The sequence below is a fragment of the Enterococcus sp. OL5 genome (assembly GCF_006491895.1).
Classification (GTDB): Bacteria; Bacillota; Bacilli; order Lactobacillales; family Enterococcaceae; genus Enterococcus_D; species Enterococcus_D innesii.
On the sequence record NZ_VHIL01000001.1, the window covers coordinates 58,559 to 73,394 of the forward strand.

At 43.1% G+C, this 14,836-nt stretch carries 9 protein-coding genes; 1 reads left to right on the top strand and 8 read right to left on the bottom strand.

The genetic code is table 11. The features are described 5' to 3' along the window. Positions 1-156: 156 nt before the first annotated feature. Positions 157-3,867: a pyruvate:ferredoxin (flavodoxin) oxidoreductase gene (gene nifJ, locus FJU10_RS00265; RefSeq protein ID WP_140964827.1), complete on the bottom strand. Its 3,711-nt coding sequence runs from the start codon at positions 3,865-3,867 to the stop codon at positions 157-159. A gap of 227 nt (positions 3,868-4,094) precedes the next feature. On the opposite strand from nifJ, the gene FJU10_RS00270 reads away from it, so the two are divergent. After that, entirely contained in the window at positions 4,095-4,610 is a 516-nt protein-coding gene (locus tag FJU10_RS00270; protein WP_077454411.1) for a DsbA family protein, read from the top strand. A gap of 88 nt (positions 4,611-4,698) precedes the next feature. On the opposite strand, the gene whiA is transcribed toward FJU10_RS00270, so the two are convergent. The 7 genes from whiA to uvrB form a co-directional block, all read right to left on the bottom strand. Beyond that, the gene (gene whiA, locus FJU10_RS00275; protein WP_005235679.1) at positions 4,699-5,634 is read right to left on the bottom strand and encodes a DNA-binding protein WhiA; all 936 of its coding nucleotides are present in this window, start codon (positions 5,632-5,634) and stop codon (positions 4,699-4,701) included. Between the two features lie 18 nt (positions 5,635-5,652). After that, positions 5,653-6,654, bottom strand: coding sequence for a gluconeogenesis factor YvcK family protein (locus FJU10_RS00280; RefSeq protein ID WP_077454412.1), 1,002 nt, complete (start codon positions 6,652-6,654; stop codon positions 5,653-5,655). Then, entirely contained in the window at positions 6,651-7,541 is an 891-nt protein-coding gene (gene rapZ / locus FJU10_RS00285) for an RNase adapter RapZ (RefSeq protein WP_077454413.1), read from the bottom strand. The genes FJU10_RS00280 and rapZ overlap by 4 nt, the downstream gene beginning before the upstream one ends. A 113-nt stretch (positions 7,542-7,654) precedes the next feature. Continuing rightward, positions 7,655-8,365, bottom strand: coding sequence for an amino acid racemase (locus FJU10_RS00290; RefSeq protein WP_077454414.1), 711 nt, complete (start codon positions 8,363-8,365; stop codon positions 7,655-7,657). Positions 8,366-8,368: 3 nt separating this feature from the next. Next, entirely contained in the window at positions 8,369-9,622 is a 1,254-nt protein-coding gene (locus tag FJU10_RS00295) for a carboxylate--amine ligase (protein ID WP_081118607.1), read from the bottom strand. 308 nt (positions 9,623-9,930) lie between these two features. Then, complete coding sequence (uvrA, locus tag FJU10_RS00300) at positions 9,931-12,747, bottom strand: excinuclease ABC subunit UvrA (protein WP_140964829.1); 2,817 nt, start codon at positions 12,745-12,747, stop codon at positions 9,931-9,933. Between the two features lie 13 nt (positions 12,748-12,760). Continuing rightward, the gene (gene uvrB / locus FJU10_RS00305) at positions 12,761-14,752 is read right to left on the bottom strand and encodes an excinuclease ABC subunit UvrB (RefSeq protein WP_140964831.1); all 1,992 of its coding nucleotides are present in this window, start codon (positions 14,750-14,752) and stop codon (positions 12,761-12,763) included. Positions 14,753-14,836 lie beyond the last annotated feature (84 nt).

Consider the following 14,836-nt stretch of genomic DNA (forward strand, 5'->3'; position numbering starts at 1 on the left):
TTGTCAAAGGTCTTCGAAGATTTCATCTAAGGAGTCATCGGCACCCATTTCATAGAAAAAAAAACAAACGACCCTGAAAAAACAGCACAAACCGTTTTTCAGGGTCGTTTCTCCGCAATCGATTGATTCCTCAAAGAGCGATTAAAACCACTTAGCTTACTCTTGCTGACGGCGTTTCGCGCGTGCCGCTCGCCGCGCAGCCCTTTCAGCTAACTGTTCTTCGCTTAGGGTCTGTCTTTCTCTACGCACACGAGTCGATTTTACAGCCGTTGTTTGTTCCGGGTGACCACATTCCAATGGGCTATTTTCGTCCGTAACGTCTGTTTTTTCAAGTTTTGCTCGTATTTTTTCTTCTTGACCTGCTAAACGGGCATAGTTATAGAAACGAGTTTTGGCATCTGAAACGGTTTTTTCAAACAATGCTTGCGCCGCATTGGGGTTGGCACTGTGTAAAGATGCAAAACGAACTTGGGTCTGCATAAAGGCGGGCATTTGGTCAAATGCCGGCTTTTTGAAATCAAGGGTCATTGGCTGTTTCCCTTTTTCTGCCAGAAGCGGGTTATAGCGGTAGAGACTCCAATACCCCGATGCAACTGCTTCTTGTGCTTCCTTCAAGGATTGACGCATTCCACCAGCAAGACCATGAGTGATACATGGTGTATAGGCAATAATGATTGACGGCCCAGGGAATCGCTCGGCTTCTTCAAAGGCTTTGATTGTTTGCATTTGATTGGCACCAGATGCGATTTGTGCGACATAAACGTGGCCATAGGTCATCGCCATCATTCCCAAGTCTTTTTTGGAAACAAACTTGCCACTCGCAGCGAATTTAGCAATTGCCGAAGTCGGTGTTGCTTTAGAGACTTGTCCCCCTGTATTAGAATAGACTTCATTATCTAACACGAGAATGTTGACATCTGCACCAGAAGCGAGGACATGATCAATACCACCAAATCCGATATCGTACGCCCAGCCATCCCCGCCAATCATCCATTGGCTTGGCTTAACGAATAAATCTTTCTCCTTCAAGATTGGAGCCAGCTGCGGAGTATCGAAGACTTCCGCTTCTAAGGCGGCGATCAGTTTCGCTGCTCGCTGCTGGGTCCCAGCACTTTCTTCTCGATGAAAGTCCCAATCCTCAATCAAAGCCTGCAATTCTTCTGATACAGCGGCTTTCAATGACTGCAACTGGGCTGCTAATTTCTCCCGTCTGGTTTGATTGGCTAAGAACATGCCGTAGCCATATTCGGCATTGTCTTCAAACAACGAGTTTGACCAAGCTGGACCTTGTCCTAAGTGATTGGTTGTATAAGGGGATACTGGTGAGGTTCCACCCCAAATCGAAGAACAGCCGGTCGCATTGGCGATCATCATGCGATCCCCAAACATTTGGGTCAATAATTTGACATAAGGGGTTTCCCCACAACCCGCACAAGCACCAGAGAACTCCAATAAAGGTTTATTGAATTGGGAGCCTAGGACCGTCCCAGGTTTTGCTGGATTTTCTTTTTGACGTAAAGTCATCGCAAAAGCCCAATTTAAAGCTTGTTCCTTTTGTTCTTCGTAAGGACGCATCGTCAAAGCTTTCCCTTTGGCGGGGCAGGCTTCCACACAAAGACCGCAACCTGTACAATCTTCAACGGAAACTTGAATTCGATATTTTTGCCCATTCGCGCCTCGCATCTCTCTGACGATAAAGCCTTCCGGCGCTTCGGCTAATTCATCTTCATCTGCCAAAAACGGACGGATCGCCGCATGAGGACAGACAAAGGCACACTCATTACACATGGTACAGCGATCTGATAACCACTCGGGGACTTCAACAGCGATCCCCCGCTTCTCAACCGCTGTGGTCCCGACAGGAATCACCCCTTCAGTCATTTGATTCCGTACGAGGGTACCCACGCTTAGTTGATTGCCTTCTTGACGGTTGATGGGTTCCACGATTTCTCGCACAAATTGTGTTGTCGCAGTGGATGTCCTTTCCGGCACTTCGATCGTTGCCCACTTGTTTGGAACAGGGATTTCTTGTAATAATTCGATGGTGCGATCAATGGCTGCTTGGTTTTTTTCAACGATCGCCATCGATTTGTGCCGATAACTTTTCAGCGCCTCTTCTTTTAAAATCGGCAAGATTTCCTCGGTCGGAATGATGTTTGCCAAGTAAAAGAAGGCTGTTTCCATCGCGGTATTGATCCGTCCACCTAAACCAACTTCCATTGCCAACTGCATGGCGTTGATGGTATAAAAACGGATCTCGTTTTCAGCAAGATAACGTTTCATCTTCTTCGGTAGATTTTTAAAGATTTGCTCTTGTGACCAGGTCGTATTTAATAAAAAGGTTCCGCCTTTTTTGAGTCCTTTCAGCAAATCATACGTATGCAAATACGCAGGCGTATGACATGCAACGAAATCCGCGTGTTCGATCAGATAGGTGGAACGAATGGGGGTATCCCCAAATCGCAGATGGGAAACCGTTAGACCACCAGATTTTTTCGAATCATAGTGGAAATAGCCTTGCACATATTTTTCGGTATGGTCACCGATGATTTTGATTGCTGACTTATTCGCCCCGACGGTCCCGTCAGAGCCGAATCCCCAGAATTTCGCTTGGAAGGTTGATGGATCAGTTAGATCTAGCGTTCCCTTTGATGGCAACGACAATTGCGTCACATCATCCGTGATCCCAATAGTGAAGCGTTTCTTTTGACTGGCTTTTGGCTTGAGCAATTCGTCATAGACAGCAACGATTTGATCAGGCGTCACATCTTTTGACCCCAGACCATAGCGTCCACCAATGATCGTCGGCCGCATCGCTGCATCATACATGGCACTTTGCACATCTAAAAGCAAAGACTCGCCATTGGCGCCAGGTTCTTTGCTGCGATCCAATACAGCGATACTTTTGACGGAAGCAGGCAGTTTTTCTAAGAAGACTTCTAATGGGAATGGTCGATACAAATGGATCGACAAGACCCCTACCTTGCGGCCTAAAGCGCACAGATGATCCACCGTTTGCTGGATCGTTTGCGTCGAGGAGCCCATCGAAACGATGACTTCTTCGGCGTCTGAAGCACCATAATAATCCACTAAATCATAGTTGGTCCCTCTTAAAGCATTGATTTTTTTCATGTAAAAACGAACGATCTCAGGCAATGTTTGATAATGCTGATTGATCGTTTCCCGCTGTTGAAAATGGATATCAGGGTTTTGATTCGTTCCACTCGTTGTTGGGTGATTCGGATTCATGGCTTTTTGACGAAAAGCAGCCAATTTTTCATGATTAACCAGTTGTGCGAGTTCTTCATAGTCCAAAACCTCGATTTTTTGAATCTCATGACTGGTTCGGAAACCATCAAAAAAATTTAAAAAAGGTATATTGGCTTCGATAGCTGCTAAATGAGCGACTGGCGCTAAATCCATTACTTCTTGAACACTGCTTTCCGCTAACATAGCAAAGCCTGTTTGTCGGGTGGCCATTACGTCGGTATGATCTCCGAAAATATTCAAGGCGTTGGTCGTCACTGCTCGGCTGGCGACATGAAAGACGCCTGGCAGCATTTCACCAGCAATCTTATACATATTAGGCACCATCAGTAAAAGTCCCTGTGACGCCGTATAGGTTGTCGTTAAGGCACCTGTTTTTAAAGAGCCGTGAACCACTCCAGCAGCCCCTGCTTCGGATTGCATCTCAACAACCTTCACCGGCTGCCCAAAAAGATTATGCTTTCCTTGAGCAGACCACTGATCCACTAATTCGGCCATGGTTGAACTAGGGGTTATCGGATAGATCGCCGCAAGTTCCGTAAAGGCATAGGAAATATAGGCAGCAGCCGTATTGCCATCCATTGTTTTTCTTTTTCTCATCTATATAACTTCCTTTAATCATCATTTTGCACAATAAAACACAATTCATTATAGCTGAAAATTAAGGAATATAAAAGCATTCCCAGTATAATTCTGTTAATTTCGTGAAACGAAATACATAGATTCTCGCTCTTTTTTACTCTCATTTCACAGAGTTTGATGAAAAGACCTGTGGCTTTTCTTTCAATAGAAACTTCGGTAAACTAAGAGAAAAAGGAGGAATTTAAATGGATATTTCAATTATCAAAGCACAAGAAACAAATGCGGTAACAGGGATACATATCGGAGACCCGTCTGCAAAACCAATCGTAGAATTTATGAATTTGCGCTGTCCTTATTGTCGGCAATGGTTTGAGGAATCGTTACCGATCTTAAGTGAAGCTGTCGCAGCTGGGAAACTACGCCGTGTCATCAAATTATTTGACAAAGAAAAAGAATCCTTGCAACGAGGCAATGTGATGCACCGCTTTGTTTCTAGTACAGACCCACAAGCAACGATCGCTGAGATCACAAAAATTTATCAAACACAAGACGAATGGGGTCATTTGTCTTTACCTGAAGTGGCAGAATATGCGAAAAATACCTTAGGGCTAGCTGAACAAAACCATCCTGCGATCGCCGGAGAAATTGTGGAAGAAGCGAAAAACGCCAACATTCAATTTGTGCCAACGATTATCTTAGGTGGGCACATTTTTGATGAATCGATCTCTGCTGAAGAATTAACTGCATTGATCAATGAATAACCTCTAACAAAAAAACAGGAGCTGATTTGACACTAAAATCCATGTCAAATGCAAGCTCCTGCTTTTTTGAATTCATTCACTACTTAGATTAACTCACTTGTTCACGCAAATGATCCGCAAATTCATTGATTTTGCGAATACGATGATTGATCCCTGATTTCGAGATCGCTCCTGATGGAATCATTTCTCCTAGTTCTTTCAAGCTGACCTCGGGATGTTCCAGTCGTAATTCGGCGATTTCTTGCAGCTTTTCAGGTAAAGCTTGCAAGCCAACTCGATCTTGAATAAATTCAATATTGTCGATCTGCTTCGAAGCAGCGTCGATCGTTTTGTTCATATTGGCGGTTTCACAATTCACCAAGCGGTTGACTGAGTTACGCATATCACGCACGATCCGCACGTCCTCAAATTTCAACATGGAATTGGTGGCACCGATCAGGGTCAAAAAATCAGCGATTTTCTCAGCGCCTTTCAAGTAAGAGATATACCCGTTTCTACGCTCTAATGCACGGGCATTCAATCCATATGCGTTTAGCATATCGCAAATATCTTGGTTATGCTCCTCATAGATGGAATAGATCTCTAAGTGATAGCGGCTGGTTTCTGGATTATTGATCGATCCAGATGCCATAAAAGCTCCTCGTAAATAGGAACGCATTTTTTGAGTATTGCCCATGATCTCATCAGAAACATGGCTTTGAAACATCAGCCCGTCCATGATATCTAAGTCCAAAAGCACGCGCTTTGTCTCTTGCTTCAAACGAACGATGTAGACGTTATTCTTTTTTAATTTCATTTTGCGACGGACCAGCAATTCGCTGCGCACGTCGTAATGATCTTTTAGTAAAGAATAGATGCGTCTGGCAATCGCCGCGTTTTCTGTTTGAACGTTTAAAACAAATTGCTGGTTGTTGATACTTAATGACCCATTCATCCGAATCAAAGCTGCCAATTCTGCCTTGGCATGTTCGCGATGAACTTCTAATGCAGTCAATTCTTTTTTCACTTCTGCTGCAAAGGACATAAAAAAATCCCTCCTTTCTTAGATTTTGGCCCCGTAAACGATACGTAGAAGTTCTTCAATCACTTTATCTCCGTCATGAAAAACTCCGCCATCTCTAAGCTCCAGAAAGTCAGCTGAAATGACACGGCTGGCTTCTTCTCGCAATCCTTGGAAATCGTGTTTCACTTGTACAAGATATTCATCATAAATCTCTGGGTCCATATACCCTTCTGGAACTTTCTCGGTATTAACTAACACCGTATCAATAAAGGGTTTGCCTAAATGCTTATGCAGGACCCGCACATGGTCGGCATCACTAAAGTGTTCGGTTTCACCTTTTTGGGTCATAATATTACAAATATAAACGGTTTCCGCTTGGGTTTCCAACATTGCTTGGCCAATCTCGCTGATCATGAGATTGGGCAAAATACTAGTAAAGAGACTACCAGGACCCAAGACGATCATATCTGCCTCCATAATTGAAGAAACAACTTTACGAGCTGCTTTCGGCTCATCATTATTTTCTTGATTACGAACAAAGACTCGATCGATTGTTTTGCGATCGACCGCGATCTTGGACTCGCCTACCGCTTCAGTGCCGTCTTTAAACACTGCATGTAAGACTAACGGCAGATCAGAGGAAGGAAAAACCCGTCCGTCGATATGCATGATTTTCGATAAAATCTGAATGGCTTCGTAGGTGCTGTTGCGCATTTCGGCAATCGCCGCAATAATCAAGTTCCCAAGGGCATGATTGGCTAAAAATTTGTCTTCTGCTTTAAAACGATATTGAAAAATATCGTTATACAGTTGCGGCATATCAGATAGAGCCGCCAAAACATTGCGCAGATCCCCCGGAGGTGAAATCGATGAGACCAAATTGCGGATTTCGCCGCTGCTGCCACCATCATCAGCGACCGTAACGATCGCTGTGATGTCAACACCTTGGTTTCGTAAACTTTTTAAAATGACTGGTAACCCAGTTCCGCCACCCACCACAACGATCTTCGGCTTTCTGATCCGGTATGTTTTCATTTTCATGAGCGATTCACCGTCTCTTTACGCTTATCTTTGTCACGATGGGTAATATTTACACGATAGTCTTCAGACAAAGTTGCCCCGATTCGCTCCGATAAAGCAACCGATCGGTGTTGCCCACCGGTACAACCAATGGCAACCGTCAAGCTGCTTTTTCCTTCCTTGACATACCCTGGCAAAATGGTTTGCAACAGCGTAGTAAATTGCTGATAGAATTCTTCCGTTTCCGGAAAAGACATAACGTAGTCATAAACCGGCTCATCTTTACCAGTTAAAGGACGCAACTCAGGAATGTAATGAGGATTTGGTAAGAAACGCACATCCATAACGATATCAGCATCGATCGGCAAACCGTACTTAAACCCAAAAGATACGATCTCAACACGAAAACCCGTCTCATGGGAAGCCCGAAACTCTTGATTGATTTTTTCTCTCAGTTGCCGTGGAGTTAACGTCGTTGTGTCGATAACGATACTGGCACGAGTCTTCAAATCATCCAAGATCGCACGCTCTTTGCGGATCCCTTCCGTAATTAAGCCATCCATCGCTAAAGGATGAGCTCTTCTCGTTTCTTTGTATCTTGATACCAGTTCATTGTCCGATGCATCTAAAAAGAGCATCCGGGTGTCGATAAAATTCGTATTTTCAATATCGATCAGCATACTCTGGATTTCTTCAAAAAACGATCTAGAGCGCAAATCGACAACTAAGGCAATTTTTGTCACTTTCCCTGATTCTTTGATCAGTTCCCAAAATTTAGGAATCAAGCTTGGGGGCATATTGTCGATACAAAAGTACCCCATATCTTCAAAACTCTGGATAGCGACCGTTTTGCCGGCTCCGCTCATCCCAGTAATAATAACCAATTCTAAATGATCCACTTCAGTCATAGGTAAAACTCCTTTCTGAAACAACTCTATTATATCATGCCGGGCGTATCATTGGAACACCGGCATAAAAAAAGACGTTAGCTCAAAAGATGCCGCTAACGTCGCTATCAGCTTTAGATTGCTTGGCGATCTGCCAATGCTTTTTCGATCGTCCGATCAACCAATATGGATTGAGCATCCACGACTGGATAAGGATTGTCAGTCACAAACTCATCCATCAAGGACAACTCGGTACATCCAAGCACTACGCTTTCACAGCCGATTCGTTCGGTAACTTCTTCCAATATCTCAAAGTAAAGCCCTTGATCAAGATGATCATTTTCTTTGATTCGATCATAGATCAATGTATTGACCTTTTTTTGGATCGCTGGCTCTGGCAGATAGACATCAAGTCCCAACTGGCGCAGTTCTTTCTCATAGATGCCGGCTTTGACACTGCCTTCTGTCCCAAGAAAGGCCACTTTTCCAGTGACGCCTTTTTCAAAAACGACTTTCGCCGCCTCCCGAGGCATATGCAGTATCTCAATCTCAGTGGCTGCTTGTAATTCATCAAAGAAATAATGAGCCGTGTTACAAGTCAGTACAATAAAATTGGGTTTTAATAGATTTTGCTTTTCGATATCATCCATTAAATAAGGAACCGGATTTTCTAACGTATTATCTAAAATATACGCGGTCCGATCTGGAACTGTCGCATGATTGAATAAAACATAGTTCAAATAGTCTTGGTCTTTATGGGTCTGCGTCCGTCGGTTTAAGATGCGAACAAAACTTTCCGTCGCTAACGTTCCCATGCCGCCTAAAATACTAAAAAAATTCTCCATCTTCTAGCCTTCTTTCGTATGGAAATACGTTTTGAATCGTTTGTTGTACAGATGGAACATCCTCTTTAATAGAATCCAACGCTTTAAAGATAAGTCTTCTTTGTAAAAAACAGTCGTTCCCCAACGATCTTCTGCTAATAATTTTTTTGCCCGTTCTTTTGCAGGATTTTCTTTTGCATAGGTCAAGAAGATGTTTTTTGGTACCCCTAGCCATAATTTCGCTTCTGGCGCGTCAGCTTTGCCATAAACCGTTTCTGTGTAAGGTTTTTCGAAGACTAAATCTTCTGTGATAAACTTCGCCAGATTCAATCCGCTTAAGGTAATAAAGAAACTGCTTCTTCCTTGACGCAAGTTGATTTCAAATAATTTGTATTGCCCGTCTCGTGCATCATATTTCAAGTCAAAATTGGCAAATCCAACATATTCGATCTCTTTTAGAAACTTGCGGATCATTTGATAAATTTGCTCATTTTCGTCTGGAATAATCACGACATAGTTCCCAACAGCACCTGGGGTTGGGTCTTCTAGTAACGGATGACCTAAGCCCATCACGCGAACTTCATGATTCTCATCAACATACGCATTTAAAACCCGCATGTTGCTGTCGTCACCAGGAATAAAATCTTGGACGATCATTTCATATTGATACCCCGCTTGATAAATGCGAGAAACGATTTCTTCAAATTCTGCTCGATCATCAATGATGAAAGCTTTTTTGCGACCTTCAAAATCAACCGAAAGCCACGCGACACTATTTGCAGGTTTCAAGGCTACAGGAAAATCAAACGGCAGCTCTCCTTTAAAGGTTCCTTCCGTCAACAGTTCAGGTGTTAAAATGAACGTCTTTGGATAAGGCAAACCATACTCCTCGCAAACTTCGTAAAAACTTACTTTATTGATCAACCGTTTTAATAAGGAATAATCATTGGCGATAAAGGTATAATAAGGTTGCAATTCTTCTTTGTGTTTTGCCAACAGTTCCGCATAGCCATCGCCGCAAGGAATCAACAAATACTTGATTGTAGGATCGTTGTAAGTGTTTTTCCCTAACTCGATCAGCGTCTCAGTGAATCCGGGATCATGCTCAAAACCTTCCACTTGATTGATTTTTACAATTTTACTAAAGCGGGTTGGCGCAAGTTCCGCACCAGCATAGGCAACTGATTGAATGCCATAAGCTTCGTGGAATGCTCTGGCCATACCATAAACATTCATATCGCTTCCTAATAATATGGGAAGAAAATTTTCCTGACTCATCAAAAATCACTCTCTCTTTTGAATACGAAAAACGACCGCTCTCGTTTCGTTTAATTACAATAGCATTATCATACCACAAAGAAAAAAGCAATCAAAGTATCTATCTTTGATTGCTTTCTCCCACTTTGAACGGATAGAACTTATAGGCAGTTTATTCAATGCGAATATACGTATACCTATTGCTATTCTATCAAATAAATTTTTGATTTCAAGCCTTTATCATGAAATTTACAGATATTTCAGGCTTCCTTAAACTTTAGCGAAACCTATTGACAGATAAGTAAAAAAGTGGAAGCTTTCCCTCTTGATCATAGGACTTTTTTCAAATAATGACCGGTATAGCTTTCTGGAACGGCAGCAATTTCTTCTGGTGTACCAGTTGCAATGATCGTTCCACCGCCTTCGCCACCTTCTGGACCTAAGTCAATCACATAATCCGCTGATTTGATGACATCCAAGTTGTGTTCGATCACTAAAACAGTATTGCCTGCGTCAACAAACCGTTCCAAGACTTTCAACAAACGGGCAATATCATCCGTATGCAGACCTGTTGTCGGTTCATCTAAGATATAAAAACTCTTACCATTAGAATTTTTGTGCAGTTCACTTGCAAGTTTCATCCGTTGCGCTTCCCCACCAGACAAAGTAGTGGCTGGTTGTCCCATAGTGACATAACCTAAACCGACATCAACGATCGTTTGCAATTTCCGATGAATTTTTGGAATATGTTGGAAAAATTCCACTGCATCTTCCACGGTCATATCTAAGATCTCAGAAATATTTTTTCCTTTGTAATGAACTTCTAAGGTTTCTGAGTTATAACGTTTGCCATGACAAACCTCACAAGGTACGTAGACATCAGGTAAGAAGTGCATCTCGATCTTGATAATTCCGTCCCCTTTACATGCTTCACAGCGTCCACCTTTTACATTAAAACTAAAGCGGCCTTTTTTATAACCACGGACTTTCGCCTCATTGGTTTTAGCAAATAAATCACGAATGTCATCAAAGACACTGGTATATGTTGCCGGATTGCTTCGAGGCGTCCGACCGATAGGGCTTTGATCGATATCAATCAATTTCTCGATAGCTTCATAACCAGTAATGGTTTTAAAGCGACCAGGTTTGTTCGAATTCCGATTGATTTTTTGCGCTAACGCTTTTTTCAAAATTTCATTGACTAATGTTGATTTACCAGAGCCAGAGACCCCTGTAACTGCGACGAACTTTCCTAGTGGAAAATCGACTGAAATGTTTTTCAAGTTATTCTCAGAAGCACCGGTCACACGAATCTTTTCACCATTGCCTTTGCGGCGTTCTGCCGGTGTTGGGATTTGTCGTTTTCCAGATAAGTATTGGCCTGTTAAAGAAGACGCATTAGCTGCAACTTCATCTGGAGTGCCGGCAGCCACGATCTCACCGCCTGCGTGTCCCGCACCTGGACCAACATCAATCAAGTAGTCCGCTGCCCGCATCGTGTCTTCATCATGCTCAACGACAATCAGGGTATTCCCAAGATCACGCATTTTCCGTAATGAATCGAGCAAACGATCGTTGTCTCGTTGGTGAAGACCGATCGATGGCTCATCAAGAATGTAAAGCACTCCAGACAAATTGGAGCCGATTTGTGTTGCCAAACGAATCCGTTGCGCTTCCCCACCAGAGAGCGTGCCTGACGCACGGCTCAAGGTCAAATAGTCCAATCCGACATTTTTTAAGAAGCTTAAACGATCATCGACTTCTTTCACGATGGGACGTGCGATCATTTGCTCTTGTTCCGTTAGTTTCAATTCTTCGACAAAGTTCAAGGCATTGTTGATGGCCATCTCACTCATTTCACCAATGTGTTTTCCGTTGACTTGCACGCACAGCGCTTGAGGGTTCAAACGATAGCCATGACAAGTTTTACAAGTCAATTCCGTCATATACAAACGCATTTGATCCCGAGTGAAATCAGAGTTGGTTTCATGATAACGGCGTTTGATATTTGGTAAGATCCCTTCAAAAGCGACCTCAACATCACGTACCCCACCAAAATCATTCTCATAATGGAAATGGAAAATTTCTCCATTCGAACCATTCAAAATAATGTCTTTGTGTTCTTCTGGCAGTTCTTCAAAGGGTGTGTCCATATCGATATTAAATTCTTGGCAAGCCTGTTCTAGCATTTGCGGATAATATTGAGAACTGATTGGGTTCCATGGCAATATGGCACCTTCACGTAAGGTTTTGGTTTGATCGGGAATCACTAAGTCTACATCGACTTCGAGCTTCACACCAAGACCATCACAGTCTGGACAAGCACCAAAAGGCGCATTGAATGAAAAGAGCCGTGGTTCTAATTCCCCAACTGTAAAGCCACAATACGGACAAGAATAATGCTCACTGAAAAGCATCTCTTCTTGACCAATCACATCGACTACCGCATAGCCATCCGCTAAACGTAATGCCGCTTCAAAGGAATCAAACAGACGAGAACGGATGCCTTCCTTTACAACGATTCGGTCAATGATGATAGCAATATCATGCTTTTTATTTTTTTCCAATTCAGGCGCTTCGGAGACATCATAGACTTCGCCATCCACCCGCATCCGAACATAACCTTCTCTTTGGATACGTTCGAAGACTTTTTTGTGCTGCCCTTTCTTTTGATAAACGATCGGTGCCAACAATTGGATCTTGGTGCGTTCTGGTAATGCCAAAACTTCATCCACCATCTGCTCAACCGACTGACTAGTAATCTCAATATGATCATTGGGACAAATCGGGTGACCGATTCTGGCGTAAAGAAGCCGCAGATAATCATTGATTTCAGTAACCGTTCCTACTGTTGATCGCGGGTTCTTGCTGGTGGTTTTTTGATCGATAGAAATCGCTGGACTAAGTCCATCAATGCTATCTACGTCGGGTTTATCCATTTGCCCTAAAAACTGACGGGCATACGCCGATAGACTTTCGACATATCGGCGCTGTCCTTCGGCATACAATGTATCAAATGCTAAGGAGCTTTTCCCTGAACCCGAAAGACCAGTTACCACAACGAGCTGGTCTCTGGGAATCGTCACATCGATATTTTTTAAATTATGGGCCCGTGCCCCATGGATCACAATTTTATCATTTGCCATATTGTTTCTCCTTCTAATCAGCAGCCTTCAGCTCAAGAATAGTATCTCTTAAGGTAGCAGCCGTTTCAAAATCCAATGCTTTTGCAGCATCTTTCATTTCTTTTTCTAATTTCAGCAACAAGGTTGCTTTTTCTTCACGACTTAGTTCTTCATAAGATGTCGTAGTGTATTCACCGGTCTCTTCCGCCACTTTCGTGATCGCAATCAGATCGCGAATCTCTTTAATAATAGTTTTCGGTACGATCCCATGTTCTTTATTGTACGCTTCTTGAATACCACGGCGTCTGGCTGTTTCATCGATTGCTCGCTGCATCGAATCCGTCATTTTATCGGCGTACATGATTACTTTTCCTTCTGAGTTACGAGCTGCCCGTCCAATAGTTTGGACTAATGAACGTTCGCTTCGTAGGAAACCTTCTTTATCGGCATCAAGAATCGCAACCAGAGAAACTTCCGGTACGTCAAGACCTTCCCGTAGCAAGTTGATCCCCACTAGTACATCAAATTCACCGAGACGTAGATCGCGAATGATTTCTGTTCGTTCCAACGTTTTGATATCACTGTGTAAATACTTGACTTTGATTCCTAATTCTTTGAAGTAATCCGTCAAATCTTCTGACATTTTTTTCGTCAAGGTCGTAACAAAGACCCGTTCGTTTCGCTCAACGCGCTCATTAATTTCTCCCACGAGATCATCGATTTGACCCATAATAGGTCGTACTTCGATTACCGGATCTAACAGACCAGTTGGACGAATGATTTGTTGAACGACGGTATCGGTTTGATCGTACTCATAAGGACCAGGCGTGGCCGAAACATAGACGATTTGATTGACATGTTTCTCGAATTCTTCCAAACGCAACGGACGGTTATCCAGCGCAGAAGGCAAGCGGAAACCGTAGTCCACTAGCATTTGTTTTCTCGCCCGGTCACCGTTATACATCCCACGAACTTGCGGCATCGTTACGTGTGATTCGTCGATTACTAATAGAAAATCATCTGGGAAGAAATCCAATAACGTATAGGGCGGTTCCCCTTCTTTTCGTCCATCCATGTGGCGAGAGTAGTTTTCGATCCCTGAGGTGTACCCCATTTCCCGCATCATTTCAATATCATAATTGGTTCGCTGCTCTAAACGCTGTGCTTCTAGCAGCTTATTTTCCGCTCGCAAGACTTCCAGTCGGGCATCCAGCTCACTTTGAATCGAGGCGATCGCATGTTCCATATGGTCTTCATTGGTCACAAAGTGGGTTGCCGGAAAGATCGACACATGTTCGGTGTCACTCATGATCTCACCCGTCAAGGCATCGACTTCACGGATCCGATCGATTTCATCCCCAAAAAACTCAATGCGTAATGCTCGCTCGTCACGAGAAGCTGGAAAAATCTCCACAACATCGCCACGCACGCGAAAACGTCCCCGTTGAAAATCGATGTCGTTTCGCTCAAATTGGATCTCGATCAATTCTTTTAATAGTTGGTCTCGAGACTTTTCCATCCCTACTCGTAAAGAAACAACTTGTCTCGCATACTCAATCGGCGAACCTAAACCGAAAATACAGGAGACGGACGCTACAACGATCACATCGTTTCTTTCTAATAAAGAACTGGTTGCCGAATGCCGTAGCTTGTCGATTTCATCATTAATACTGGAGTCTTTTTCAATGTATGTATCACTGGAAGGAACATACGCTTCTGGTTGATAGTAATCATAGTAACTGACAAAGTACTCGACCGCATTATTTGGAAAAAAGTCTTTGAACTCGCCATATAATTGTCCAGCCAATGTTTTATTATGGGCAATGATCAATGTCGGTTTATTGACTTCCTTGATTAGATTAGAAATCGTATAAGTCTTACCAGTACCAGTGGCTCCCAACAAAATCTGTGCTTTTTTACCACCGACCACCCCGTCAACCAACTGACGTATCGCTTCCGGCTGATCACCTGCTGGTTGATATTTTGATACTAAGTCAAATTCATGGGAAGTTGTTCTTTCGATCATCTTCATTCCCCCTCGATTATTCTAAACGACAACAAAAAAAGAAAAACTCGCTGTCGCTTTTCCATAAATAAGTATATCATAGCG